The following is a 25,751-nucleotide window of genomic DNA, read 5'->3' as shown; positions in this document are numbered from 1 at the left end:
AGGACTCGTTGTTACTCGCGCGTTGTAGGCGGGAGTGGAGCCTGTGACGGCGCTCATCGAAATTCCCCACTAGCGCTCATCGAAATTCCCCACCCGTGTGGCACCGCCAACGAGGGCGGGTCTCCAACGAAGCTGATGGTCTCTGACCACGCACCAGCTATCCGAAGGAGACCCGCTCCTCATGCTTACACAGGAGGAAGATGTGGAAATCAACGCCTTGCACAAACGAGGCTGGAAGATCGCGGACATCGCGCGTCACACCGGCCGCGACCGCAAGACCATCAGGTCGTACCTGAACGGCACCACCACTCCCGGGGTGCGTAAACGCAGCGCACCGGACCCATTCGAGGTGTTCCTCGCCTACGTCACTGCACGTCTGATCGACGACCCACACCTGTGGGTCCGCACGCTCTGCGACGAACTCGAGGACCTCGGCTATCTGATGTCGTATCAAACGCTGCACCGCAAGATCCGCGAACTCAAACTCCGGCCGATCTGCCAAGCGTGCCTGACGGCCACCGAAAGACCCAACGCGGTCATCGAACACCCGCCAGGGGAAGAGACACAATGGGATTGGGTCGATCTACCCAACCCACCCGCCTCGTGGGGCTGGGGATCGATGGCCCACCTGTTCGTCGGAACTCTGGCGTGTTCGGGCAAATGGCGCGGCGTCCTCGCACCGAACATGACCCAACCACATGTCGTCGACGGACTCGACCGGATCTGCCGAGGCCTCGGCGGGATCAGCCGAGTCTGGCGGTTCGACCGAATGGCCACAGTCTGCCACCCCGAGTCCGGCCGGGTCACCGCCAGCTTCACCGGCGTCGCGAAACATTACGGTGTCTCCGTTGCGATCTGCCCACCGAGGCGCGGCAACCGCAAAGGTGCAGTGGAGAAGTCCAATCACACTGCAGCGCAGCGGTGGTGGCGAAATCTCTCCGACGATCTGAGCGTCGAGCAAGCCCAAGCGAGCCTCGATCGGTTCTGCAGTCTGCGCGGCGATACTCGCTTGCGGCCGACGAAGGACGGCAAAACTTCGGTAGCGACGATCGCCACCGCCGAAGGACTGCATCCGATGCCGCCGTCCGCGTATCCCGCGATCCTGTCCACTCATCGAGTCGTATCCCGGCAGGCGTTGGTGTCCTACCGCGGCAACCGCTACTCAGTGCCGCCCGAGCTCGCGTCCGCGCAGGTCACCGTCACCCACGTTCTCGGGACCGACGTCATCGACATCGTCACCACCTCGGGTATCGCCATCGCCCGGCACCGGCTGGCGGCCGATGGGACCGGGGCGATGGTCCGCGATCACGGCCACATCTACGCCCTCGAGCAAGCAGCGATGGCCGGCGCGAACACCGGACGTCCGCACCGCCGCAAGGAACGTATTCCGCCCGGACCGGACGCACTCGCCGCTGCAGAGAAGCTCCGAACAACAACCAGTGCAACATATCCCGACGCAGCGGACAGATCGGAAAACGACAGTCACGCAACCGAATCCGATACCGCAGGAGCGATTATCTACGACCTGTCGATCTATGAACGCGCCGCACACGGAAGGAACACCCTGTCATGACCGACCAGAAAGCTGCCACGAACGCCGACCGGTTACCGGCCCCGAACACCGCCGCTGCAGCCAGCCTTTACCAACGCCTGCGGGGGCATCTCGCTGTCCTGAAACTTCACGACGCCGCCGAAGCGCTGCCGTCGGTCCTCGATCAAGCAGCCGCCGAAGAACTGTCGATGACCGCGGCGTTGGACCGGTTGCTCTCGATCGAGGTCGAGGCCACCGAAGCCCGCCGACTGAACGGCAGACTCCGATTCGCGTGCCTGCCGACACCGGCATCGCTCGAGGACTTCGACTACGACGCAGCCGCTGGTGTCGACAGGAAGTTGATCGAGGAGTTGGCGACCTGCCGATACTTGGAGACAGCGACGAATGTGCTGCTCATCGGCCCGCCCGGGGTCGGCAAAACGCATCTGTCGGTCGGGCTGGCGCGTGCCGCAGCTCATGCCGGCTATCGAACGTATTTCACCACCGCAGCTGATCTCGCTGCCCGCTGTCATCGAGCCGCTCTCGAAGGAAGGTGGGCTACGACGATGCGGTTCTACGCTGGACCGACACTTCTCGTCGTTGATGAACTCGGCTACCTACCGTTGCCCGGCGAGGCAGCGTCGGCGTTGTTTCAGGTTGTCTCGCAACGGTATATGAAGACGTCGATCGTGATGACCACCAACCGTGGCGTGGGATCGTGGGGTGAAGTGCTCGGTGACAACACCGTCGCAGCAGCCATGCTCGACCGGCTTCTGCATCGATCCGTCGTGCTCAACCTCGACGGTGATTCCTACCGTCTCCGAGACCACAACGCCAGATCGGAGAAGCTCCGCAAAGCCACCACAGGAACCCGCCAACCACTACAGTGAAGTTCGCTCACGAGTGGGGAATTTCGGTGAGCGCGGTTGGGGAATTTCGCTGAGCCTCGTCACCTGCGGGAACGACCCGGGTGGGCGGGAGTGGAGCCTGCGGGAACGGCTGGCGGTGGGTAGGACATAAACTTGCGTGCATGACTGCTGCAACCGTCGATTTGATCGATTACGACGATGTGCTCGCCAAGTTCGACCCCGTGTTGGGCATGGAGGTCCATGTGGAGTTGGGCACGGCGACCAAGATGTTCTGCGGCTGCCCCACCGAGTTCGGTGCGGAGCCGAACACCCAGGTGTGCCCGGTGTGCCTGAGCCTTCCCGGCGCGCTTCCGGTGGTGAACGCTGCTGCCGTGGAGTCGGCGATTCGGATCGGGCTGGCTCTCAATTGCTCGATCACCCCGTGGGGGCGGTTCGCTCGCAAGAACTACTTCTACCCGGATCAGCCGAAGAACTATCAGATCTCGCAGTACGACGAGCCCATCGCGACCGAGGGTTACCTCGATGTGCTGCTCGACGACGGCAGCACGTTTCGTGTGGAGATCGAGCGCGCGCACATGGAGGAGGACACCGGTAAGTCGACGCACGTGGGCGGGGCTACCGGGCGCATCGAGGGGGCGTCGCACTCGCTGCTCGATTACAACCGTGCCGGTGTGCCTTTGGTGGAGATCGTGACCAAGACCATCACAGGGACCGGTGCGCGTGCGCCCGAGGTCGCACGTGCGTACGTGACCGCGCTCCGTGACCTGTTGAAGTCGCTGAACGTGTCCGATGTGCGGATGGATCAGGGCTCGTTGCGTTGCGACGCCAATGTGTCTCTGATGGAGAAGACGGCTACCGAATTCGGCACCCGCACCGAGACGAAGAACGTCAACTCGCTCAAGAGCGTCGAGGTTGCCGTTCGGTACGAGATGCGGCGTCAGGCGGCAGTTCTCGAATCGGGTGGGGAGGTGACGCAGGAGACTCGGCACTTCCAGGAGTCGGACGGCACCACCACCGCAGGCCGCAAGAAGGAGACCGCCGAGGACTACCGCTACTTCCCCGAGCCCGATCTTGCGCCCGTCGCTCCCGACGCGGCCTGGATCGAGGAGCTTCGGACGACGCTGCCCGAGCTGCCGTGGTTGCGCCGTGGTCGGATTCAGAAGGAGTGGGGTGTCTCCGACGAGGAGATGCGCGATCTGGTGAATTCCGGTGCACTCGAGCTCGTTTCGGCGACGGTCGAGGCGGGTGCGTCGGCGCAGGCGGCACGCTCGTGGTGGGTGTCGTACCTGGCGCAGCAGGCCAACATCGCCGGCGTCGGACTGACCGATCTGTCCATCACCCCGGCTCAGGTTGCCGAGGTGGCTGCGCTGGTCGCCGACGGCAAGCTCAACAACAACGGTGCCCGTCAGGTGGTGGACGGGGTGCTGGCGGGCGAGGGTGAGCCTGCGCAGGTCATGGCGGCGCGCAATCTCATACTGGAGAAGGACGACACCAAGTTGCAGGCCGCCGTGGACGAGGCGCTCGCAGCGAATCCCGGTGTGGTCGAGAAGATCCGCAGCGGCAAGGTTCAGGCCGCCGGGGCGATCGTCGGTGCGGTGATGAAGGCGACGCGCGGCCAGGCCGATGCCGCCCGCGTCAAGGAGCTGGTACTCGAGGCCTGCGGTCAGCCCTGATCACGACCGAGAACGACTGCGGCCGAGCGCGTATCGCGCTCGGCCGCAGTCGTTCGTCGTTCAGTCGAAGCCGCCTCCGCCGCCGCCGGGGAACGGCACCTTGACGACGCGGTCGTCGGTGGGTCCGACGGTCGGCCCGTTCTTGTTGACGGTGCCCACCAGGATCTGTCCATCGGCCGAGCTCGTCGCGCCGTTCAACTGGCCGTATTCGTCCTGGATCAGCAGTGTCGGTTCGGCCGAGACAGCTCCGGTGTTCGGGTCCGTGGTCAGTGCTGCAACAGCTTTGGCCGTCGTGAGGGCCACGGCCACCCCACCTGCGCCCGCTGCGCATCCGGCAACACCGGGACGGTCCGGCCACGTCCACACCGGGTTGAACACTGCACCGAGAGTGTCGATGCGCTGCAGGCGATCCTCCAGCGCGGTGCGGTCGGTGACGTAGATGTTTCCGGTGCCGTCGGTGCAGACGTCGCCCGCCGTGCCGATGCCGCTGAGTGCGATCTGCGGGCGTGGGGGGTTTGTCGTCGGGGACAGCGACGTCACCCGTAACAGCTTGCCGGACAGGGAGTTCGGACTCGCGGCCGCGGCCGGATCGCCGTTGTCGCCGGTGAGGACCAGTAGTTCGTTCGGTGTGTAGAAGTCGATGGCTCCGCGATTGCCCGTCGCGCCGCGGGGGATGCCGGTCAGGATGTCCTTGGGTACATCGCCCTGAGCGAGTCTGACCACTCTGGTGTCCGCGGATGTGGTGATGAGGGCGTAGAGCAACCCGTCCTCGATGTACGTCGGAGACAGTGCGATGTCGAGCAGGCCGCCGTCGCCGGTGCCGTCGACATCGATTCGAGCCACCTCGACCGGCGTGCGGCCGGCAGCGACCTCCATGATGCGACCGGTGCGACGCTCGGCGACCAGTGCCGACTGTCCGTCGGGGAGCGCGACGAGACCGCCCGTGGTGTCCAGACATGTCGCGATCACCGCCGAATCCGGGTCGACACACGGACCGGACGGCGGCGGCGGCGGAGCGTTCGGATCGGACGGCGGCGGCGTGTCGCTGGGAGTCGTCGGCTCCAGCTCGGCCGCGCCCACCTCCGGCGCAGGAGTGAACGGAGAGGCGTTCGAGTCGTCGAAACGGGCGCACCCGGCGAGCAGGGCTGCGGTCATCGACAGGGCGACGACGGCAGCGGTTGCAGTTCGTGGCGACGCTCCGACCGGCTTCATGCTTCGAACGTTACGGAACGTGGAGGGAGACACGCCACGCGGCCGTGAGCGTCGACGTCGGTGAGGAGCGCACTTCGGCTCTACTGTGGGGAGGTGACCGATACACCGCGCGACCCCAACCGGCCGGATCAGTCGTACGAACCGGCCGAGAGCCCGTACGACAATCCCACGGAGAAGATTCCACCCTCGCGCTCCACCTCGGAGACGTCGGCGTCCGACCGCACCGACGCCGCGGGTCCGCCGACCACGGCGTTCGGTGCCCAGCGCTCGGACCGACTGCCGCGAACCGACGACGAACTCGACTTTCCGTACTCGTCGTCGTCCGACGCACGCTCGGCAGATGCACAGCCCACGGAGAAGATGCAGACATATCGACCGTCGGCCTTCGCCGATTCGACGTCCGATCGCCCGTCGACCTCCGAGAGCACGACGTCGAGTGCGTACTCCGATCGCTCCACCGAGTACCTCGGGACCACCGCAGCGGCAGCGCCCGCAGCGGCAGCGCCCGCGGCGGCCGTTGCCCCGGAGCCCGAAGTTCGTACCGAGACCGTCGAGGTTCCCGCACGCCGCGGCAGCACCGACCTCGGTCTGTTCGTCCTCCGTGTCACCATCGGAGCGGTGTTTCTCGGTCACGGACTGCAGAAGCTCGTCGGACTGTGGAACGGCCCCGGCCTCGACGGATTTCAGAACCTGCTGGAGAGCTCGGGATTCCGCTACCCGGAAATTCTCGCGATCGCGGCCGCGGCTGGCGAAACCCTCGGTGGAGCGCTGCTGATCCTGGGTCTGGCGACACCACTGGCGGGCGCGGCCGTGCTGGCCACGATCATCAACGCCTGGTGCTTCAAGCAGGCCGTCGAGCCCGGATTGCAGTTCTCGGGCAGCGGCGGTGTCGAGTACGAGACGGTCCTCGGCTTCGCTGCAGCGGCGATCATTCTCACCGGCCCGGGACGCATCGCATTCGACGGCCGACGTGGATGGGCCACCCGGCCGCGGATCGGTTCGTTCCTGGCGCTCGTCGTCGGCATCGCCGCAGGCGTGTGCATCTGGATCTTCCTCAACGGTGCCAACCCCGTCGTTCGCTGACCTCTGACAGCCACCCGACCACGTGAGCGGAACTTCGTAGCCTGCTACGAAGTTCCGCTCACGTGGTTTTCACCCTCAGGGGACGTAGCGAACGGCACCCTTGTCCGCCGATGTCGCCAGGGCGGCGTAGGCGCGTAGCGCGGTGGTGACCGTGCGCTGGCGATCGACCGGCTGCCACGGCCGCTCGGACGCGTTCATCTTCGCGCGTCGCGTCTCGAGGGTCTCGTCGTCGACGAGGATCTCGAGGGTGCGGGTGGCGACGTCGATTCGGACCTGGTCGCCGTTCTCGACGAGCCCGATCACACCGCCGGCGGCGGCCTCGGGGGAGATGTGTCCGATGGACAGTCCCGAAGTTCCGCCGGAGAAGCGGCCGTCGGTGATCAGTGCGCAGACCTTGCCCAGTCCGGCCCCCTTGAGGAAGGCCGTCGGGTGCAGCATTTCCTGCATGCCCGGGCCGCCCTTGGGGCCCTCGTAGCGGACGACCAGCACGTCACCGGGCCGAATCTTCTTCTGCAGGATGGCCGAGACCGCTTCTTCCTGCGACTCGACGACCAGTGCCGGACCCTGGAAGGAGAACAGGTCCTCGTCGATCCCTGCGGTCTTGAGGATCGCACCGTCGACGGCGATGTTGCCGCGCAGTACCACCAGGCCACCCTCGACCGTGTAGGCATGCTCGAGATCGCGGATGCAGCCACCTGCGGCGTCCGTGTCGAGCGAGGACCAGCGGTTGCCGGTGGAGAACGGTTCGACGGTGCGGACACCGCCCGGGGCGGCGTGGAACAGCTCGACGGCCTCGGCGGAGGCCTTGCCGGATCGAATGTCCCAGGTGTCGAGCCATTCGTCGAAGCTCTTCGTGTGCACGGTCGAGACATCGGTTTCGAGCAGGTTCGCGCGTCGCAGTTCGCCGAGCAGGGCCGGGATTCCGCCGGCGCGGTGCACGTCCTCCATGTGGTAGTCGGAATTGGGGGAGACCTTCGACAGGCACGGGACCTTGCGGCTGATGGCGTCGATGGAGTCCAGATCGAAGTCGACCTCGCCTTCCTGCGCGGCAGCGAGGGTGTGCAGCACCGTATTGGTGGATCCGCCCATCGCGACGTCGAGAGCCATGGCGTTGCGGAACGCGGCCGGAGTGGCGATGTTGCGGGGGAGGACCGATTCGTCCTCGTCGCGGTAGTACTTCAGCGCTGCCTCGACGATGGTGGTGCCTGCACGCGTGAACAGCGCGCGGCGGGCCGCGTGAGTGGCCAGCGTGGAGCCGTTCCCGGGCAAGGCGAGACCGAGCGCCTCGGTGAGGCAGTTCATCGAGTTGGCCGTGAACATGCCCGAGCACGACCCGCACGTGGGGCACGCGCTGCGCTCGACCTCGTCGAGGCCCGCCTCGGACACGGCGTCGTTGGCGCTGGCGGAGATCGCGGTGATCAGGTCGGTCGGTGCCTGCGCGACGCCGTCGACGACCACGGCCTTGCCTGCCTCCATCGGTCCACCGGAGACGAAGACGGCAGGGATGTTCAGGCGCATCGCGGCATTGAGCATGCCGGGAGTGATCTTGTCGCAGTTCGAGATGCACACCAGCGCGTCGGCCGTGTGGGCGTTGGCCATGTACTCGACGGAGTCGGCGATGATCTCGCGGCTGGGCAGCGAGTACAACATGCCGCCGTGACCCATGGCGATTCCGTCGTCGACGGCGATGGTGTGGAACTCCCGGGGTACGCCGCCTGCAGCCCGTACGGCGTCGGCCACGATCTCGCCCACGTTCTTCAGATGCACGTGGCCGGGGACGAACTGGGTGTACGAGTTCGCGATGGCGACGATGGGTTTTCCGAAGTCCGAATCGGTCATTCCGGTGGCGCGCCACAGCGAGCGTGCGCCCGCGGCGTTGCGTCCGACAGTGGTGACCCGTGAGCGTAGCGGCGGCATAGTGCGTTGTCCTCGTTCGTTGCAGCGGTTTCTCGCACCGAGGAGATTACTCGCCGCCGACTACCGGTCCTTCGGTGCCTGTTCGCCGTCGCCCTCGGTGTCGTCGGCTTCCTCACGGTCCCGATCCTCCGCGGCGGCAGCAGCGGCGGCCGCGGCGTAGGGGTCGGTGATACGACCGCCGCTGGCCGCGGCGAGCTGGGGGAGTAGGTCGAATCGCACCAGCGGTAGGGACTTCTCGCTCTTGTCGGTCAGGACCACACGCGCCCATCGACGGTCCGGGAAGTGCAGACCCGCCACCGAGTCCCACGTGATCACATCCGAACCCACGAACCGTCGAGCCGTGATCGCCTCGGGAGAGACGACCGTGCGCACCCGAAACACCCAGATGCCGGCGACGATGGGCAGGATGAGCAGCCAGCCCATGGCCAGGGGCCAGCTGGCGGCGGTCAGTCCGGTGCCGAAGAGCAACAGGCCGACGCCGAGGAGCGCGAGGCGCGGGACTCGAATGACCTGCGCTGTCGGTGGTTGCGGTCCCTCGGCACCGTTCGGTGACTCGGGTGCGGTGTGGGATGATGGCCGAGGTGGTTCGGACTGCTGCGAAGACGACACCCATTCATCTTCGCATTGCATCTACGCGATCTCACATAATGGGATTGCGTCGTGACGAGTTTGACTCTTCCCTGTGCGCGCGCCTACCGTCGAGCGCGTGAAGCGGAATTGGATACTCGTAATCGGCCGGCGCGTCAACGCCTGAGCCGGTTGTTCAAACTCGCATCGACGCGCCACCCTCGTACAGCTCACGCTGACGGGGGTTTTTTCTTGCCCAGAGATCGCCCAGCAATTTCACATTCCTGAGGAAGCAATCAGTGAGCGCACCAACCGCACGCCCAGGGCCCACGACCCGTAAGTCGGGGACATCCGCCAGCCCGTCCGCAGACGCAGTGACCAACGGATCGCGACGCCACGTCGCACCGGAGAAGGTCACCGGCGCACAGTCGGTCGTTCGGGCCCTCGAAGAACTCGACGTCGACACCGTATTCGGCATTCCCGGTGGCGCGGTTCTCCCGGTCTACGACCCGCTCTTCGACTCGGTGAAGGTGCGCCACATTCTGGTGCGCCACGAGCAGGGTGCAGGCCACGCCGCGACCGGCTACGCCCAGGCGACCGGCAAGGTCGGCGTCTGCATGGCAACGTCCGGTCCCGGCGCGACCAACCTCGTCACCCCACTCGCCGACGCTCAGATGGATTCGGTTCCCGTCGTCGCGATCACCGGCCAGGTCGCCCGTAGTCTCATCGGGACCGACGGCTTCCAGGAAGCCGACATCTCGGGTATCACGATGCCGATCACCAAGCACAACTTCCTCATCACCGACGGTGCCGACATCCCGCGCATCATGGCCGAGGCGTTCTACATCGCCGCCTCGGGCCGTCCCGGTGCGGTGCTCGTCGACATCCCCAAGGACGTCCTGCAGGCGCAGACCACGTTCTCGTGGCCGCCGGAGATGCGTCTGCCCGGCTACCGTCCGGTCACCAAGCCGCACGGCAAGCAGGTCCGCGAAGCGGCCCGCTACATCGCCGATGCCAAGCAGCCGGTGCTCTACGTCGGTGGCGGCGTCATCAAGGCCGACGCCTCGGCGGAGCTGCTCGAGCTGGCCGAACTGACCGGAATCCCTGTCGTGACCACTCTGATGGCCCGCGGCGCGTTCCCCGACTCGCACAATCTGAACCTCGGCATGCCGGGTATGCACGGCACCGTCGCCGCGGTGGCCGCATTGCAGCGGAGCGATCTGCTGATCACGCTCGGTGCCCGGTTCGACGACCGAGTCACCGGCCAGCTCTCGTCCTTCGCACCGGATGCCAAGGTCATCCATGCCGACATCGATCCGGCCGAGATCGGCAAGAACCGCTACGCCGACGTGCCGATCGTCGGCGACTGCCGTGAGGTCATCACCGAGCTCATCGAGGCACTGCGGGCGGACCGTGCGACCGGAACCACGCTCGATCTCGAGCAGTGGTGGGTCTACCTGAACGGCATCCGCAAGACCTACCCGCTGAGTTACGACCGCCCGTCCGACGGATCGATGTCACCGGAGTTCGTCATCAGCTCGGTCGGCAAGTTCGCCGGCCCCGACGCGATCTACTGCGCCGGCGTCGGTCAGCACCAGATGTGGGCTGCACAGTTCATCAACTACGAGAAGCCGCGTACGTGGCTCAACTCGGGCGGCCTCGGCACGATGGGGTACGCGGTTCCGGCCGCGATGGGTGCCAAGAGGGGCCTCCCAGACGCCGAGGTGTGGGCCATCGACGGCGACGGATGCTTCCAGATGACCAACCAGGAACTCGCGACCTGCGCGATCGAGGGCATCCCGATCAAGGTCGCACTCATCAACAACGGCAACCTCGGCATGGTTCGCCAGTGGCAGACCCTGTTCTACGAGGAGCGCTACTCCAACACCAATCTCGGTACCCACGGTGCCGTTCGCATCCCCGATTTCGTGAAGCTCGCCGAGGCGCTCGGTTGCGTCGGACTGCGGTGCGAGCGGGAAGAGGACGTCGACGCGGTGATCGCTCAGGCACGAGCGATCAACGATCGTCCGGTCGTCATCGACTTCATCGTGGGGGCCGACGCACAGGTGTGGCCGATGGTCGCTGCCGGTACCGGCAACGACGAGATCATGGCCGCGCGCGGAATCCGTCCGCTGTTCGACGAGGACGAGACCGTGGGAAGCGAGCCCGGCCTCGACGAGGCCATGGAGCGCGAGCAGGCCCCGCACCCGCAGATCGACGACGTGAAAGGCACCGACAAGTGAGCACGAGCCATACCCTCAGCGTCCTCGTCGAGGACAAGCCAGGTGTGCTGGCCCGCGTCGCCGCGTTGTTCTCGCGCCGTGGTTTCAACATCTCCTCGCTTGCCGTCGGCGGTACCGAGATTCCCGACATCTCGCGGATGACGATCGTGGTCACCGTCGACGAATTCCCGCTCGAGCAGGTGACCAAGCAGCTCAACAAGCTCATCAACGTCATCAAGATCGTCGAGCAGGACGACGACTCCTCGGTGGCTCGCGAGTTGGTGCTGATCAAGGTCCGCGCCGATGCCAGTGTGCGCAGTGAGGTCATCGAAACGGTGAACCTGTTCCGCGCCAAGGTGATCGACGTGTCTCCCGAGGCCGTGACGGTCGAGGCGACGGGCACCCGCTCGAAGCTCGATGCGTTGCTGAAGATGTTGGACCCCTATGGAATTCGAGAAATAGTTCAGTCGGGAGTCGTTGCCGTCGGACGTGGACCGAAATCGATCACAGCGTCGCGCTGAGTGACGGACGTGATTTTCAGCGAAATCGAAGAGGAAAGGTTACAAACAGTGGCAGTCGAGATGTTCTACGACGACGATGCTGATCTGTCGATCATCCAGGGCCGCAAGGTCGCTGTGATCGGTTACGGAAGCCAGGGCCACGCGCACTCGCTGAGCCTGCGCGACTCCGGTGTCGATGTGCGCATCGGCCTGGCTGCGGGCTCGAAGTCCCGCGCCAAGGCGGAGGAGCAGGGTCTGAAGGTCGGCACTCCCGCCGAGGTGTCCGAATGGGCCGACGTGATCATGGTGCTCGCACCCGACACCGCGCAGGCCAAGATCTTCTCCGAGGAGATCGAGCCCAATCTGAAGGACGGCGACGCGCTGTTCTTCGGGCACGGACTCAACATCCACTTCGACCTGATCAAGGCACCGGAGTTCGTCACCGTCGGCATGGTCGCACCCAAGGGCCCCGGCCACCTCGTGCGTCGCCAGTTCGTCGACGGCAAGGGCGTTCCCGCGCTCATCGCCATCGACCAGGACCCCAAGGGCGAAGGTCAGGCGCTGGCCCTGTCCTGGGCCAAGGGCATCGGCGGAACGCGTGCAGGTGTCATCAAGACCACGTTCAAGGAAGAGACCGAGACCGACCTCTTCGGCGAGCAGGCCGTGCTGTGCGGCGGCACCGAGGAGCTCGTCAAGACGGGCTTCGAGGTCATGGTCGAGGCCGGATACGCGCCCGAGATGGCGTACTTCGAGGTGCTGCACGAGCTCAAGCTCATCGTCGACCTCATGTACGAGGGCGGCATCGCTCGGATGAACTACTCGGTGTCCGACACCGCGGAGTTCGGTGGCTACCTCTCGGGACCGCGCGTGATCGACGCAGGCACCAAGGAGCGCATGAAGGCGATCCTGGCCGACATCCAGTCGGGTGAGTTCACCCGTCGCCTCGTCGCCAACGTCGAGAACGGCAACACCGAGCTCGAAGGCCTGCGCAAGGCCAACGCCGAGCACCCCATCGAGGTCACCGGCAAGAAGCTGCGCGACCTGATGAGCTGGGTCGATCGCCCGATCACCGAAACGGCCTGATTCTCATCGAATCACGTTCTCACGCATGCTGATCGAAGGGCACCCCTGCATCCGTAGGGGTGCCCTTCGATGCGTGAGGCAGGTGGCGTCACAGTTCGACGTCTCCGGCCTCTAAACTGTTTCTGCTGCACCAGCTCCGACTTTTCACCGACAACAGTCTCGAACCGACATAGGGAGTTCTTCACGTGAGCCAGCCAGGCCGTCCTGTCGTTCTGATCGCCGACAAACTTGCGCCGTCCACCGTCGAGGCATTGGGCGACGGCGTCGAGGTCCGTTGGGTCGACGGCCCGGATCGCCCCGCGCTGCTGGCCGCGGTCCCCGAGGCCGACGCGATCCTGGTGCGTTCCGCGACCACGGTCGACGCAGAGGTTCTCGCCGCCGGAACCAATCTCAAGATCGTCGCCCGCGCCGGCGTCGGCCTGGACAACGTCGACGTACCCGCAGCCACCGAGCGCGGTGTCCTCGTCGTCAACGCCCCGACGTCGAACATTCACACCGCCGCCGAGCATGCGGTGACACTGCTGCTGTCGGCCGCGCGCCAGATCCCCGCTGCCGACGCCACTCTGCGTCAGCACGAGTGGAAGCGCAGCAAGTTCAACGGTGTCGAGATCTTCGGCAAGACCGTCGGTGTCGTCGGACTCGGCCGCATCGGTCAGCTGTTCGCGCAGCGTCTCGCTGCGTTCGAGACCCACATCATCGCCTACGACCCCTACGTCTCGGCTGCGCGTGCCGCCCAGCTCGGCATCGAACTGGTGAGCCTGGACGAGCTGCTCGAGCGCGCCGACATGTTCTCGGTTCACCTCCCGAAGACCCCGGAGACCAAGGGCATCATCGGCAAGGAAGCCCTGGCCAAGACCAGGCCCGGTGTCATCGTCGTCAACGCCGCTCGCGGTGGACTGGTCGACGAGCAGGCCCTGGCCGACGCCATCACCAGTGGCCACGTGTTCGCCGCCGGAATCGACGTCTACGCCTCCGAGCCGTGCACCGACAGCCCCCTGTTCGAGCTGCCGCAGGTCGTGGTCACCCCCCACCTCGGCGCGTCGACGACCGAGGCACAGGACCGGGCGGGCACCGATGTCGCCAAATCGGTTCTGCTCGCTCTCGCAGGCGAATTCGTGCCCGACGCCGTCAACGTCAAGGGTGGCGCCGTGGGCGAGGAGGTGTCGCCGTGGCTCGAGATCGTGCGTAAGCAGGGTGTGCTGCTCGGCGCTCTGTCCACCGAACTTCCCACGTCGCTGTCGGTCGACGTCCGCGGCGAACTCGCCGCCGAGGACGTCGAGATCCTCAAGCTCTCGGCGCTGCGCGGTCTGTTCTCCGCCGTCATCGAGGACTCGGTCACGTTCGTCAACGCCCCGTCGCTCGCCGAGGAGCGTGGCGTCACCGCCGAGGTCACCACCGCGTCCGAGAGCGAGAACCACCGCAGTGTGGTCGACATCCGCGCCGTCTACGGCGACGGCTCGGTGCTCAACGTCGCTGGCACTCTGACCGGCACCACGCAGGTCGAGAAGATCGTCAACATCAACGGCCGCAACTTCGACCTCCGTGCCGAGGGCAAGAACCTCATCGTCAACTACGCGGATCAGCCCGGCAGCCTCGGCCGGATCGGCACCCTGCTCGGCGATGCCGGCATCGACATCCAGGCCGCCGCACTGAGCCAGGACTCCGAGGGCGACGGCGCAACGATTCTGCTGCGCGTCGACAAGGACGTGTCGGAGGAGTTGAGCGCGAGCATCGCCACCGCGGTCGGCGCGTCCACCATCGAACTGGTCGACCTGTCCTGAGCATCGCTCGCAGTCGATCGAACGAAGTCGAAGAATCACGAGGAGTGAGATGAAGCTGGCCGTCATCGCCGGAGACGGTATCGGACCGGAGGTCGTCACCGAGGCGCTCGCCGTGCTCGACGTCGTTGCACCCGGTGCCGAGAAGACCGAGTACGACCTCGGCGCGCGTCGCTACAACGCCACCGGGGAACTGCTGCCGGACTCGGTGTTGGCCGAACTGCGCGAGCACGACGCGATTCTGTTGGGAGCCATCGGTGATCCGTCGGTTCCGAGCGGAGTGCTCGAGCGCGGACTGCTGTTGCGCGCTCGGTTCGAGCTCGATCACCACATCAACCTGCGTCCGGCCAAGCTGTACCCGGGTGTCGTCGGCCCACTTGCCGGTGACAAGGACATCGACGTCGTGGTCGTGCGGGAGGGCACCGAGGGGCCGTACACCGGCAACGGTGGCGCGCTTCGTGTCGGCACCCCGCACGAGGTGGCCACCGAGGTCAGTGTCAACACGCGTTACGGGGTCGAGCGGGTGGTGCGCAACGGTTTCGAGCGGGCTCTGACTCGGCGTAAGCATCTGACGCTGCTGCACAAGACCAATGTGCTCACGTTCGCAGGCAGCCTCTGGGCTCGCACGGTGGACGAGGTCGCGGCCGAGTTCCCGGACGTCGAGGTCGCGTACCAGCACATCGACGCCGCGATGATTCACCTCGTGACCGACCCGGGCCGGTTCGACGTCATCGTCACCGACAATCTGTTCGGAGACATCGTGACGGACCTGTCGGCGGCGGTGACCGGTGGAATCGGTTTGGCCGCAAGCGGAAACATCGATGCGACCGGAACCAATCCGAGTATGTTCGAGCCCGTGCACGGCAGTGCTCCCGACATCGCAGGGCAGCAGAAGGCGGACCCGACGGCCGCGATCCTGTCGGTGTCGTTGTTGCTCGATCATCTGGGCGATGCGGCAGGTGCGGCGCGGGTCGAAGCCGCTGTCGCAGCGGACCTCGCCGAGCGAGGAACCACAACCGCGTCGACGAAGGACATCGGCGCGAGAATCGCAGCGCGTCTGTAGCAGGGCCGTCACGACATGCCACGGTGGGCCGACTGCCCACCGTGGCATGTCGTGTTTCTCGGGCATCCCCGCAGGTCTGAATCAGCCGGCGCTGTCGGAATTCTCGTCGGGAGTCTCGGGACGTGGATCGTCGGGGACGATCGGCACGGAGAGTGCAGGGAAGATCGCCGACACCAGGAATGCGACGGGAAAGCTGACCGTCGCAAGCGCCCCGAAGATCGGCGGTACGGCCGACGCGAACACGTACTGACTCGTGTTCTGCACGCCGAGGGCGCGTCCGCTCCAATACGGTCCCGAGATCTCTGCGACAGCAGTGAAGGCAAGGCCGTTCGGTGCAACGGTGGCGACGGACGCGACGACGAGCAGGACGATCGCGGCGGGGGAGTCGAACCAGTCGGCGATGCCGAGCCCCAGCATGCTGACGGTGGCGGTGGCCGCAACCCACCGTAGGGGCCGCATGCGGCTACCGACCCGATCGGAGAGTGCTCCGACGCTCATCCGGCCCAGTGCACCGAGGATCTGGGTGACGGTGACGAGGACGCCCGCGGCCGCAGCAGTCCACCCTCGGTCGGTCATCAGCCACACGAGCGCAAATGTCCAGACCACGTACTGCGGAACCACCAGCAGGATGGACGTGGCATGAATGCGCCACAGTTGGCTGCTGCCTCGGTACGGATTGTCGAGCAGACCCTGCGCCGCCGCGTCGATACGATTCGGACGGGGAGGGTCGACGACCGCCAGGCAGAGCAGGGCGCTCGCAGCGCACACGGCAGCGGGTACGAGCAGTGCCACTCCGACGCCGTGGTCACGGGCGATGGGTGGGATGGTGAGGGCGGCAAGGGCAACGCCCAGGGGCACCGACATCTGCCTGATGCCCATTGCCAGTCCACGGCGATGCGGCGGGAACCATCCCACCACCACGCGTCCGCTCGCGCTGTTCGCACTGGCCGCTGCCATACCGCCGACCAGCAGCAGGACGGCGAGCACCGGGATGGACGTGCTGACCACCGCGCCGAGACTCGCTGCGGCCGTGAGCCCGAGCCCGATCACCAGAACGAGACGTTCGCCGATGCGGTCGACGAGCACGCCCCATGCGATGAGGGTCAGCATGATGCCGACGGTGGGCATCGCAACCACGAATCCTGCAGTCGCAAGGCCGAGTCCTCGGTCGTCGTGCAGGGCAGGAATGAGAAATGCAGCACCGTTGATGAAGACGGCGCCCGCAGTCTGCGCGAGCATCCCGAGCACGAGCATGAACCACCGTCGCGTCTCGCCGATGCTGGACAACTGCTTCGTGTCGCTCATTCCGGCCTTCCGTCTCAAAATATGGACATGAGATCTTGCTATGTGGATCGACGCGAACTTTACACCGGCGAAAGATCGGTGGATCGGACGGCGTCGACGTGCGGAGAACGACGGTCGATAGACTTCCGGCATGCGTCTCGGTCGAATTGCAAGTCCTGATGGTGTGGCATTCGTGAGTATCGAAGGTGAGGGTGACTCGCAGACTGCGAAGGAAATCGCCGAACATCCTTTCGGCACACCCACGTTCACGGGTCGGTCGTGGCCTCTGGCCGACGTGCGACTGCTCGCCCCCATCCTCGCCAGCAAGGTCATCGCCATCGGTAAGAACTACGCCGCGCACGTGGCCGAGATGGGCGGTGAGGCTCCGAAGGACCCCGTGATCTTCATCAAGCCGAACACCTCCATCGTCGGGCCCGGAGCGCCCATCGTGCTGCCACCGTCCTCGAACGAGGTGCACTTCGAGGGTGAACTGGCGATCGTCATCGGCCGCCCGTGCAAGGACGTCCCCGCCTCCAAGGCGTACGAGGTGGTGCTCGGATACACCCTCGCCAACGACGTCTCGGCCCGTGACCACCAGAAGCACGACGGACAGTGGACTCGCGCCAAGGGACACGACACCTTCTGCCCACTCGGGCCCTGGATCGAGACCTCGCTCGACCCGACCGATCTCGAGATCAAGACCGAGGTCGACGGCGTGGTCAAGCAGCAGAGTCGCACTTCGCTTCTGCTGCACGACATTCCGAAGATCATCGAATGGGTGTCCGCGGTGATGACACTGCTCCCCGGAGACGTCATTCTCACCGGAACCCCCGAGGGAGTCGGACCCATCACCGACGGAGACAGCGTGTCGATCACCGTCGAGGGAATCGGTACCCTGACCAACCCCGTCGCAGCGAAGAAGTAGGGCGAGCATGACCACAGCAACAGACGTCCGCGTTCGGTTCTGCCCGTCGCCCACCGGGACCCCGCACGTCGGTCTGGTCCGAACCGCACTGTTCAACTGGGCGTTCGCCCGGCACCACGGCGGCACCTTCGTCTTTCGCATCGAGGACACCGACGCAGCACGCGACTCCGAAGAGTCCTACGCCGCCCTGCTCGACGCGTTGCGCTGGCTCGGCCTCGAGTGGGACGAGGGCCCCGAGGTGGGTGGCCCGTACGAGCCCTACCGGCAGTCGCTGCGTCGCGAGCAACACGTTGCCGTCGTGCAGCAGTTGCTCGACGCCGGCGAGGCCTACGAGTCGTTCTCCACGCCGGAGGAAGTGGAATCCCGTCACAAGGCAGCCGGACGCGACCCCAAACTCGGTTACGACAACTTCGACCGCGACCTGACTCCGGAGCAGCGCGAGGCCTATCGAAGCGAGGGACGCGGGGCCGTCGTGCGACTGCGGATGCCCGATCACGATCTGACGTGGAACGACCTCGTGCGCGGGGAGACCACGTTCAAGGCCGGGACCGTACCGGATTTCGCTCTGACCCGAGGCAACGGAGTTCCGCTGTACACGTTGGTCAATCCGGTCGACGACGCACTGATGAAGATCACCCACGTCCTGCGCGGCGAGGACCTGCTGTCGTCGACGCCTCGTCAGCTCGCTCTCTACGAGGCACTGATCCGGATCGGCGTCGCAGAACGCACCCCCGAGTTCGGGCACCTGCCGTTCGTCATGGGCCAGGGCAACAAGAAGCTGTCCAAGCGTGACCCCGAATCGAATCTGTTCATCCACCGCGATCGTGGGTTCGTTCCGGAAGGTCTGCTGAACTACCTCGCTCTTCTCGGCTGGGGCATCTCGGACGATCACGACGTCTTCTCTCTCGACGAGATGGTGGCGGCGTTCGAGATCTCGTCGGTCAATTCCAACCCGGCACGCTTCGATCAGAAGAAGGCCGACGCGATCAACGCCGAGCACATCAGGATGCTGGCAGCTGACGATTTCGCGGCGCGGTTGCGCGAATACCTCGTCGCGCAGGGCCATCTCACCGAGCCGGTCGACGAGAAGGTGTTCGCCGTCGCGGCCGATCTGGTGCAGACCCGCATCGTCGTCCTCTCGGATGCCTGGGGACTGCTGAAGTTCCTGTTCGTCGACGAGGCGGACTTCGAGATCGACCCTGCAGCCGCGGCGAAGAACCTCGGTGCCGATGCCGCACCCGTTCTCGACGCCACGGTCGAGGCGCTGACGGCGTTGCAGACCTGGACCACGGCCGATCTGGAGGCGACTCTCAAGGACGCGCTGATCGAGAAGCTCGAGCTCAAGCCGCGCAAGGCTTTCGCCCCGATTCGGGTGGGAGTGACCGGGTCGCACATCAGTCCGCCGCTGTACGAGTCCATGGAACTGCTCGGGCGCGAGAAGACCCTGGCACGCCTGGCTGCAGCACGCGCCCGGGTGGCGTGACGGCGCACGGCCGCAGGCGCACCGCGGGCCGCGGGGGCAGCCTCGAATGAGTGTCTCCGATCGACTGGATCGACTCCAGCGCAGGCAGCCGGTCCTCGGCTATCCCATTGCGGTGGTGTACAAGTTCGTCGATGATCAGGGCGGCTACCTCGCCGCCCTGATCACGTACTACGCCTTCGTCTCGCTCTTTCCTGCGCTGCTGCTCTTCTCCGTGATTCTGGGCATCGTGTTGATGGGCAACCCGGAGCTGCAACAACAGATCCTGAACTCGGCACTCGGTCAGATCCCGGCGGTCGGTGAAGAATTGGGGCGTCCCGAACGGATAGGTGGCGGCACGGTCGGTCTGACGGTGGGTATCCTCGGGTCGCTGTACGGCGGGCTCGGTGTGTCCGTCGCGCTGCAGAACGCGATGAACACCGCATGGGCCGTACCGAAGAATCTCCGGCCCGATCCTATTCGAGCCCGAGTGCGGGGACTGGGTTTGCTGAGCACCGTGGGCCTGGCGGTACTGGCTATCACCGCACTCAATGTGCTCAGTGCCGCAGGATATTTCGGCCCGGAATCAGGTCTCGTCGTCTTCGTGATCGGAACGCTGCTGTACGTCGGGGTGTTCGTCGTTGCGTTTCGGCTCGCCACAGTGCGAGCGGTGACGATCGGACAGGTACTTCCGGGAGCCGTAGTGGCCGGTCTGACGTGGCAGTTGCTGCAGACGTTCGGCGGTGTGTACGTGAAATACGTCGCCGCGAGTTCGACGGTGACGAACGGTGTCTTTGCAGTGGTGCTCGGGCTGTTGGCCTTTCTGTACGTGACCTCGGTATCGATCGTGATCTGCATCGAGATCAACGTGGTTCGTGTCGACAGGCTGTTCCCGCGGTCCCTTCTGGCCCCGTTCACCGACGATGTCGAACTGACCGAAGGTGACAAACTCACCTACACCGGACAGGCAGAAGCACAACGCAGCAAGCCGTTCGAGGACATCGACGTGACGTTCGCCGACCCACCGGGAGCTCAGTCCGAATCCGGCTCAGAGCCTGCAGCCGAAGCGCCGTAAAGGCGGTCGATTCTCGTCTCCATCGGAAACCGGACGGCCGTGTCACCGAACATCAGTCGAGTTGCCGACAACGCCGATGCTGCAATCGCTTCGGCGGCACGCTCCGAATCGGCGACGGGACAATGCACCACCACCTCGTCGTGTTGAAAGAACACCAACTCGCTGCTGGTCCCGGAATCCCCGTCACTCCTGCGGGCTCCGCTCCCGGCATTCGGGTCACTCCTGCGGGCTCCGCTCCCGGCCAACCGGCCACGCAGATCGGCCAACAAGCACAGCGCCCATTCGGCGGCGGTGGCCTGCACGACGAAATTGCGCGTGAACCGGCCCCGCGCGTGCGCGTCACCTTCCGACCACCACTGCGGCGAGGGCGGTGGGCAGGCCCGTCCGAGCCACGAACGAACGACCTCGCCCCGTTCTCCGGCGCGGGCGGCCTCCTCCACCAGTGCGACGGCACCGGGGAACGAGGCCCGTAGTCGCGTCAGCAGCGAACGCGCCTCGCCGGAGGTCGCCCCGTACAGGACCCCGAGAACGGCAACCTTGGCGTGGCTGCGATCGCCGCCGAACGATGCTGCCGCCACCGGTGCATACAGATCTGCGGTGCCTGCCGCGGCGACCATACCGGGATCGCCGGACATCGCAGCGAGAATACGCGGTTCGAGCTGACCGGCGTCGGCGGCCACGAAGGTGTAACCGGGATCGGCGATCACACTGGCGCGCAGGGGTTTCGGAATCTGCAGGCCGCCTCCGCCGCGACTGGCCCACCGGCCCGAGACCACAGCGCCGGGAACATAGACCGGACGGAAACGATCGTCGCGAACCCACGCGTCGAGCCATGCCCACCCGTTCGCAGCGTGCAGCTTCGACAGATCGCGGTGGCGCAGCAGCAGCGGAACTACCGGGTGGTCGATGTCGCGGATGACGTGCGCGCGAGTCGATGTCAGTTCGATACCGACGCGCGCGAACGCGGCCACCAGCTCCACGGGAGAGGCAGGGTTGACGCGCCGCCCGAACGCCGACGAGATCTGGTTCTCGAGCTCGACGAGAGCCGGGGGTGCAGAACCGTCCAGCGGCCGCGCACCGAGCATCGTGTCCAGATGACGGCGATGTGCCGACGCCGAGAACGGCAACCCGTCGAAGGTCATCTCCGCGGCGGCCAGGCCCCCGGCCGACTCGGCCGCCGCCAGCAGGTGCAGTGCGCGATCGTCACCGATGTCGCGAAGCTGACGCCGGTACTCGGTGAGCACGGCCGCGGGATCGGAGTTGGGGTTCGCGTCGAACAGCCCCGGCCGCAGGTCGGCGGGAGCCGACGGGACAGTCGCCGAGCCGGCGCGCATCGCCAGAATCGCACCGACCAGGGCCAGATCGTGACAGCGGCGTACGCGTACTCCTCGTTCGAGTAACCGAGGGTAGATCCGGCTGGTGTCCTCCCACACCCACCTCGGCCGTTCGTCTCGCTCCAGCCCGGCAACGGCCGCGACCGGATCCTCGGCCACCGTGGGTTCACGCTGCATCGAGCCGTCGTCGGCGAGGTACGTCAGTACGGCCTGCTCGCCCTGAGGAACGAGCAGGACCCTCATCGGACTCGGCTGGGTCTGCGATCGGTCACGGAGGACAAGTCTGCTCCACTGGTCGGACGAGGCGTCGAGGGGGCTCCTGGGGCCCGAGGAAGCTGCGACTCGGGCCGCTCCCGACGCCTGCGCGGCGCGGTTTCGGTGGCTCTGAGCAGCCGATTTGCAGAATGGGTAGTCACCTTTGATAGTCTCTATCCCGGCTCGAAACGCAGTGCACATCGATCGTGATGCGCAGTTCGATTCAAGTCCATTGGGGTATGGTGTAATTGGCAACACAGCGGTTTCTGGTACCGCCATTCTAGGTTCGAGTCCTGGTACCCCAGCGAGCAGGTGAAGGCGATTTTGTCGCCGAGGCCGAGGCAGTTAAGCTGGCTCAGCGTTACAAGCTCGAACAACAATGCAGGTGAAGTTCCTGGCCCCGTCGTCTAGCGGCCTAGGACGCCGCCCTCTCAAGGCGGTAGCGCGGGTTCGAATCCCGTCGGGGCTACAGCAGACAACACCCTCTCGATCCGTGGATCGGGAGGGTGTTGTCGTTTCGGTGTGGGCGTCTCAGACGCTCTTGCGGCGGAACATCTTCTGATGGTCGGCCGGACCGTGGGCCTTGTTGACCTTCGGCCCACCGTCCTTGTGTTCGACGGAATTGTGGGACTTGCTGTTCTTCTGTTCCAGGACTTCGCGGAATTTCTTCTTCAGTTCTTCACTGCCGGATTCGGGCATGGGTGACTCCTCGCAGTCGACGACCGGCCGGGTAGGCCGCTCGAGACGAAGGTACCCCACTCTCGCAGCGCGATCAGCTGGTTTTCCTCGGGCCGTGAGGTCTGCGCCCTGCCTCAGAGTCGCTTGTGCAGTGCGTCCGCGGCCGCCAGGAGATCGGCGGCCCAGCGCGCTCCGGGCTTGCGCCCGATTCGATCGATCGGTCCCGACACCGAGATCGCAGCCACCACAGCGTCGTTGCTGTCGCGCACCGGCGCGGCAACGCTCGCGACGCCCGGTTCGCGCTCGCCCGCACTCTGCGCCCAACCGCGCCGTCGAACCTCGAGGAGGGTGCGCTCACCGAATTCCGCATCGGGCAGAACTGTTCGTTGAGTGTGTGAATCTGCCCATGCGAGAAGCACTTTGGCACCCGACCCGGCCGTCATCGGCAGGCGTGCTCCGACGAGCACGGTGTCTCGAAGTCCGGTCGGCGGCTCCATGGACGCCACGCACACCCGCACCGTTCCTTCGCGCCGATAGATCTGCACACTCTCGCCGGTGATCTCGCGTAGGCGGGGGAGTACCGAGGCAGCAGCATCGAGGAGGGCATCCGATGCGCTCGCCGCGAGCTCGCCCAGTCCCGGCCCGGTCCGCCACAGGCCGTCGGCATCTCGTACCAGAAGCCGGTGGGTCTCCAGGCCGACCGCGAGCCGGTGGGCCGTGGCCCTGGGCAGGCTCGTCCGAGCGCACAGATCGCCCAGATTGCAGGGCTTCTCGGCCACCGCGTGCAGCACCGTCATCGCCTTGTCGAGGACACCGATACCGCTCGATTTGTCGACGAGGCCATTGGGGCTATGCTGTCTCATAGAACGATATTAGCCTCCCGCATGCTGAGATTGCACAACTACGTCATCTTCGGTGCGCGCCGGGGGCATGATGTCGAGACGATCACGCGAGGTGAACCAGCCCGTTCACCGGCGCGACGACGACAGGGAAAGACGAGGTCCGTGACAGCGATGTCCGAAACACCGAAGACTTTGGCGGAGAAGGTATGGGACCAGCATGTGGTGGTCCGAGGCGGCGGCGAAGGCGGGGCGCGTGAGCCGGATCTGATCTACATCGACCTCCATCTGGTGCACGAGGTGACGAGCCCGCAGGCGTTCGACGGACTTCGGTTGGCCGGCCGCGGGCTGCGTCGTCCCGATCTGACGATCGCGACCGAGGACCACAACGTCCCGACGGCCGACATCTTCGCGCCCATCGCCGATCTGGTCTCGCGCACGCAGGTCGACACCCTTCGACGCAACTGCGAGGAATTCGGTGTTCGGCTCTATCCGATGGGCGATCTCGATCAGGGCATCGTGCACATCATCGGCCCACAGCTGGGTCTCACCCAGCCCGGCATGACCGTGGTGTGCGGAGACAGTCACACCTCGACGCACGGTGCCTTCGGCTCGATCGCAATGGGCATCGGCACCAGTGAGGTCGAGCACGTCATGGCCACGCAGACCTTGTCGCTGCGTCCTTTCAAGACGATGGCGATCACCGTCGACGGAGAACTCGCCCCCGGTGTGACGAGCAAGGATCTCATCCTCGCCGTCATCGCACAGATCGGCACCGGCGGCGGTCAGGGCTACGTCCTCGAATACCGCGGTGAGGCCATTCGCAAGCTGTCGATGGAAGCGCGAATGACCATCTGCAACATGTCGATCGAAGCCGGAGCGCGGGCAGGCATGATCGCACCCGACGAGGTCACCTACGAGTACCTGAAGGGACGCCCGCACGCTCCTCGCGGAGCCGACTGGGATGCGGCGGTGGCCGCGTGGAACGAATTGGCGACCGATCCGGATGCGGTGTTCGACAACGAGGTCCACATCGACGCCGACACGTTGACGCCGTTCGTCACGTGGGGAACGAATCCGGGTCAGGGTGCGCCACTTGGCGATACGGTGCCCGATCCGGAGGCGATGGTCGACGAGAGCGAGCGGGTGGCAGCCCAGAAGGCCTTGCAGTACATGGGTCTGGAAGCGGGAACGCCCATCCGCGATATCGCCGTCGACACCGTGTTCGTCGGCTCGTGCACCAACGGCCGAATCGAGGATCTGCGGGCCGTCGCGTCCGTTCTCGAAGGACACCGGGTTGCCGACGGAGTGCGAATGCTGGTGGTACCGGGTTCCATGCGGGTGCGAGCGCAGGCCGAGGAGGAAGGTCTGGGTGAGATATTCACGGCCGCAGGAGCGGAGTGGCGTCAGGCCGGTTGCTCGATGTGCCTGGGAATGAACCCGGACCAATTGGCGTCGGGCGAGAGATCGGCGTCGACGTCCAACCGCAATTTCGAGGGTAGGCAGGGCAAGGGTGGGCGCACCCATCTCGTGTCACCGTTGGTAGCAGCGGCAACGGCAATCCGCGGAACCCTGTCGTCTCCGGCGGATCTCGCGTAAACGCGTCTTCGCTCGGATCGATCGAACTCAGAGGAGCACATTCGATGGAAGCTTTCACTCGACACACCGGTATCGGAGTTCCGCTCCGGCGGTCCAACGTCGACACCGACCAGATAATCCCCGCGGTCTACCTCAAGCGCGTCACGCGCACCGGATTCGAGGACGGGTTGTTCGCCGCCTGGCGCTCGGACCCGAACTTCGTGTTGAACCTCGAGCCCTACGACCGAGGCTCGGTGCTCGTTGCCGGGCCCGACTTCGGTACGGGATCGTCACGCGAGCATGCCGTCTGGGCACTCTCGGACTTCGGATTTCGGGTCGTGATCGCCTCCCGTTTCGCCGATATCTTCCGCGGAAACTCGGGTAAGGCCGGGCTGCTGGCTGCCGAAGTGGATCAGTCCGACGTCGAATTGCTGTGGAAAGCCTTAGAAGAACAGCCCGGTCTGGAAATAATTGTCGACCTCGTCGACAAGACCGTAACGGCTGGAACGTTGGTGGTGCCCTTTGCGATTGACGACTACACGCGGTGGCGTCTGCTGGAGGGTCTGGACGACATCGGATTGACATTACGCCAGGTAGAGGCCATTACGGAGTACGAAAAGTCAAGGCCTTCATACAAACCCCTGACCCTTCCGGCGCGGATCGAGACACCCGCCGAAAGCTGATCGGCGGCGGTCCGACACGCTTTGCGGCCGTGAATCATTCCGCGACACCAGAATGAAAATTGGCGTGGCGCATAGACTCTTGACGACTTGGGGTTTACCGTTGTAGTAGTCGGTCCGACGATGGGCCACCATATAGCGGAGGA

At 65.5% G+C, this 25,751-nt stretch carries 21 protein-coding genes and 2 tRNA genes; 16 read left to right on the top strand and 7 right to left on the bottom strand.

All coding sequences use genetic code 11. The features are described from left to right. Positions 1-181: 181 nt before the first annotated feature. The 3 genes from NY08_RS07300 to gatB all read left to right on the top strand — a co-directional run bounded on the left by NY08_RS07300 (position 182) and on the right by gatB (position 4,073). Positions 182-1,573, top strand: a complete 1,392-nt coding sequence (locus NY08_RS07300) for a Mu transposase domain-containing protein (protein ID WP_045194499.1) — start codon at positions 182-184, stop codon at positions 1,571-1,573. After that, on the top strand, positions 1,570-2,421 hold the full coding sequence (istB, locus tag NY08_RS07295; RefSeq protein WP_045194497.1) for an IS21-like element helper ATPase IstB: 852 nt from the start codon (positions 1,570-1,572) through the stop codon (positions 2,419-2,421). Before NY08_RS07300 ends, istB begins: the two co-directional genes overlap by 4 nt. A gap of 140 nt (positions 2,422-2,561) precedes the next feature. Then, a complete protein-coding gene (gene gatB, locus NY08_RS07290; protein ID WP_045195649.1) occupies positions 2,562-4,073 on the top strand; it encodes an Asp-tRNA(Asn)/Glu-tRNA(Gln) amidotransferase subunit GatB in 1,512 nt (503 codons plus the stop codon). A 60-nt stretch (positions 4,074-4,133) separates the two neighbouring features. Here gatB and NY08_RS07285 read toward each other — a convergent pair whose 3' ends face one another. Next, positions 4,134-5,285 carry a PQQ-dependent sugar dehydrogenase gene (locus NY08_RS07285; protein ID WP_045195647.1) on the bottom strand — a complete coding sequence of 384 codons (1,152 nt, stop codon included), beginning with the start codon at positions 5,283-5,285 and terminating at the stop codon, positions 4,134-4,136. 93 nt (positions 5,286-5,378) lie between these two features. Here NY08_RS07285 and NY08_RS07280 point away from each other — a divergent pair, with 93 nt between their 5' ends. Then, positions 5,379-6,368 (top strand): DoxX family protein, encoded by a 990-nt coding sequence (locus tag NY08_RS07280; protein WP_045195645.1) that lies wholly within the window; start codon positions 5,379-5,381, stop codon positions 6,366-6,368. Between the two features lie 75 nt (positions 6,369-6,443). Here NY08_RS07280 and ilvD read toward each other — a convergent pair whose 3' ends face one another. Together ilvD and NY08_RS07270 are read right to left on the bottom strand one after the other, a co-directional pair. Beyond that, positions 6,444-8,285, bottom strand: coding sequence for a dihydroxy-acid dehydratase (gene ilvD / locus NY08_RS07275; RefSeq protein ID WP_045195643.1), 1,842 nt, complete (start codon positions 8,283-8,285; stop codon positions 6,444-6,446). 60 nt (positions 8,286-8,345) lie between these two features. Continuing rightward, positions 8,346-8,894: a PH domain-containing protein gene (locus NY08_RS07270; protein ID WP_200893178.1), complete on the bottom strand. Its 549-nt coding sequence runs from the start codon at positions 8,892-8,894 to the stop codon at positions 8,346-8,348. 257 nt (positions 8,895-9,151) lie between these two features. Here NY08_RS07270 and NY08_RS07265 point away from each other — a divergent pair, with 257 nt between their 5' ends. From NY08_RS07265 to NY08_RS07245, 5 genes are all read left to right on the top strand, one after another. Continuing rightward, on the top strand, positions 9,152-11,095 hold the full coding sequence (locus tag NY08_RS07265) for an acetolactate synthase large subunit (protein WP_045195641.1): 1,944 nt from the start codon (positions 9,152-9,154) through the stop codon (positions 11,093-11,095). Next, positions 11,092-11,595 carry an acetolactate synthase small subunit gene (gene ilvN, locus NY08_RS07260; RefSeq protein WP_008717436.1) on the top strand — a complete coding sequence of 168 codons (504 nt, stop codon included), beginning with the start codon at positions 11,092-11,094 and terminating at the stop codon, positions 11,593-11,595. The genes NY08_RS07265 and ilvN overlap by 4 nt, the downstream gene beginning before the upstream one ends. Positions 11,596-11,655: 60 nt before the next feature. Then, the gene (gene ilvC, locus NY08_RS07255) at positions 11,656-12,657 is read left to right on the top strand and encodes a ketol-acid reductoisomerase (protein WP_170944858.1); all 1,002 of its coding nucleotides are present in this window, start codon (positions 11,656-11,658) and stop codon (positions 12,655-12,657) included. Positions 12,658-12,842: 185 nt separating this feature from the next. After that, positions 12,843-14,438: a phosphoglycerate dehydrogenase gene (gene serA, locus NY08_RS07250; RefSeq protein ID WP_045195637.1), complete on the top strand. Its 1,596-nt coding sequence runs from the start codon at positions 12,843-12,845 to the stop codon at positions 14,436-14,438. Positions 14,439-14,487: 49 nt separating this feature from the next. After that, positions 14,488-15,498 carry a 3-isopropylmalate dehydrogenase gene (locus tag NY08_RS07245; protein WP_032397760.1) on the top strand — a complete coding sequence of 337 codons (1,011 nt, stop codon included), beginning with the start codon at positions 14,488-14,490 and terminating at the stop codon, positions 15,496-15,498. An 81-nt stretch (positions 15,499-15,579) separates the two neighbouring features. On the opposite strand, the gene NY08_RS07240 is transcribed toward NY08_RS07245, so the two are convergent. Further along, on the bottom strand, positions 15,580-16,803 hold the full coding sequence (locus NY08_RS07240; RefSeq protein ID WP_032397761.1) for an MFS transporter: 1,224 nt from the start codon (positions 16,801-16,803) through the stop codon (positions 15,580-15,582). Between the two features lie 130 nt (positions 16,804-16,933). On the opposite strand from NY08_RS07240, the gene NY08_RS07235 reads away from it, so the two are divergent. From NY08_RS07235 to NY08_RS07225, 3 genes are read left to right on the top strand one after another with little or no spacing between them, the layout of a single operon-like run. Next, positions 16,934-17,707, top strand: coding sequence for a fumarylacetoacetate hydrolase family protein (locus NY08_RS07235; RefSeq protein ID WP_045195635.1), 774 nt, complete (start codon positions 16,934-16,936; stop codon positions 17,705-17,707). 7 nt (positions 17,708-17,714) lie between these two features. Next, a complete protein-coding gene (gene gltX / locus NY08_RS07230) occupies positions 17,715-19,190 on the top strand; it encodes a glutamate--tRNA ligase (protein ID WP_045195633.1) in 1,476 nt (491 codons plus the stop codon). 46 nt (positions 19,191-19,236) lie between these two features. Further along, positions 19,237-20,241, top strand: a complete 1,005-nt coding sequence (locus tag NY08_RS07225) for a YihY/virulence factor BrkB family protein (RefSeq protein WP_200893177.1) — start codon at positions 19,237-19,239, stop codon at positions 20,239-20,241. Here NY08_RS07225 and NY08_RS07220 read toward each other — a convergent pair. Further along, positions 20,199-21,818 (bottom strand): bifunctional 3'-5' exonuclease/DNA polymerase, encoded by a 1,620-nt coding sequence (locus NY08_RS07220; protein WP_045195631.1) that lies wholly within the window; start codon positions 21,816-21,818, stop codon positions 20,199-20,201. The two genes, NY08_RS07225 and NY08_RS07220, sit on opposite strands and share 43 nt — an antisense overlap. A gap of 245 nt (positions 21,819-22,063) precedes the next feature. Here NY08_RS07220 and NY08_RS07215 point away from each other — a divergent pair. Both NY08_RS07215 and NY08_RS07210 read left to right on the top strand, forming a co-directional pair. Then, positions 22,064-22,135: transfer RNA gene (locus NY08_RS07215), tRNA-Gln, on the top strand. Positions 22,136-22,226: 91 nt separating this feature from the next. Further along, positions 22,227-22,299 (top strand) — tRNA-Glu (locus NY08_RS07210). Between the two features lie 62 nt (positions 22,300-22,361). On the opposite strand, the gene NY08_RS26030 is transcribed toward NY08_RS07210, so the two are convergent. Next, positions 22,362-22,529, bottom strand: coding sequence for a DUF5302 domain-containing protein (locus NY08_RS26030; RefSeq protein WP_158462512.1), 168 nt, complete (start codon positions 22,527-22,529; stop codon positions 22,362-22,364). A gap of 113 nt (positions 22,530-22,642) precedes the next feature. Then, a complete protein-coding gene (locus NY08_RS07205; protein ID WP_045195629.1) occupies positions 22,643-23,371 on the bottom strand; it encodes an IclR family transcriptional regulator in 729 nt (242 codons plus the stop codon). 150 nt (positions 23,372-23,521) lie between these two features. On the opposite strand from NY08_RS07205, the gene leuC reads away from it, so the two are divergent. Together leuC and leuD are read left to right on the top strand one after the other, a co-directional pair. Then, on the top strand, positions 23,522-24,946 hold the full coding sequence (gene leuC / locus NY08_RS07200) for a 3-isopropylmalate dehydratase large subunit (protein ID WP_032398343.1): 1,425 nt from the start codon (positions 23,522-23,524) through the stop codon (positions 24,944-24,946). Between the two features lie 44 nt (positions 24,947-24,990). Further along, positions 24,991-25,608, top strand: a complete 618-nt coding sequence (leuD, locus tag NY08_RS07195) for a 3-isopropylmalate dehydratase small subunit (RefSeq protein WP_032397767.1) — start codon at positions 24,991-24,993, stop codon at positions 25,606-25,608. Positions 25,609-25,751 lie beyond the last annotated feature (143 nt).

The sequence above is a fragment of the Rhodococcus sp. B7740 genome (genome assembly GCF_000954115.1).
Lineage (GTDB): Bacteria > Actinomycetota > Actinomycetes > Mycobacteriales > Mycobacteriaceae > Rhodococcoides.
Note: the sequence above shows the minus strand (reverse complement) of the source record. Positions and strands in the feature narration are given on the sequence as shown.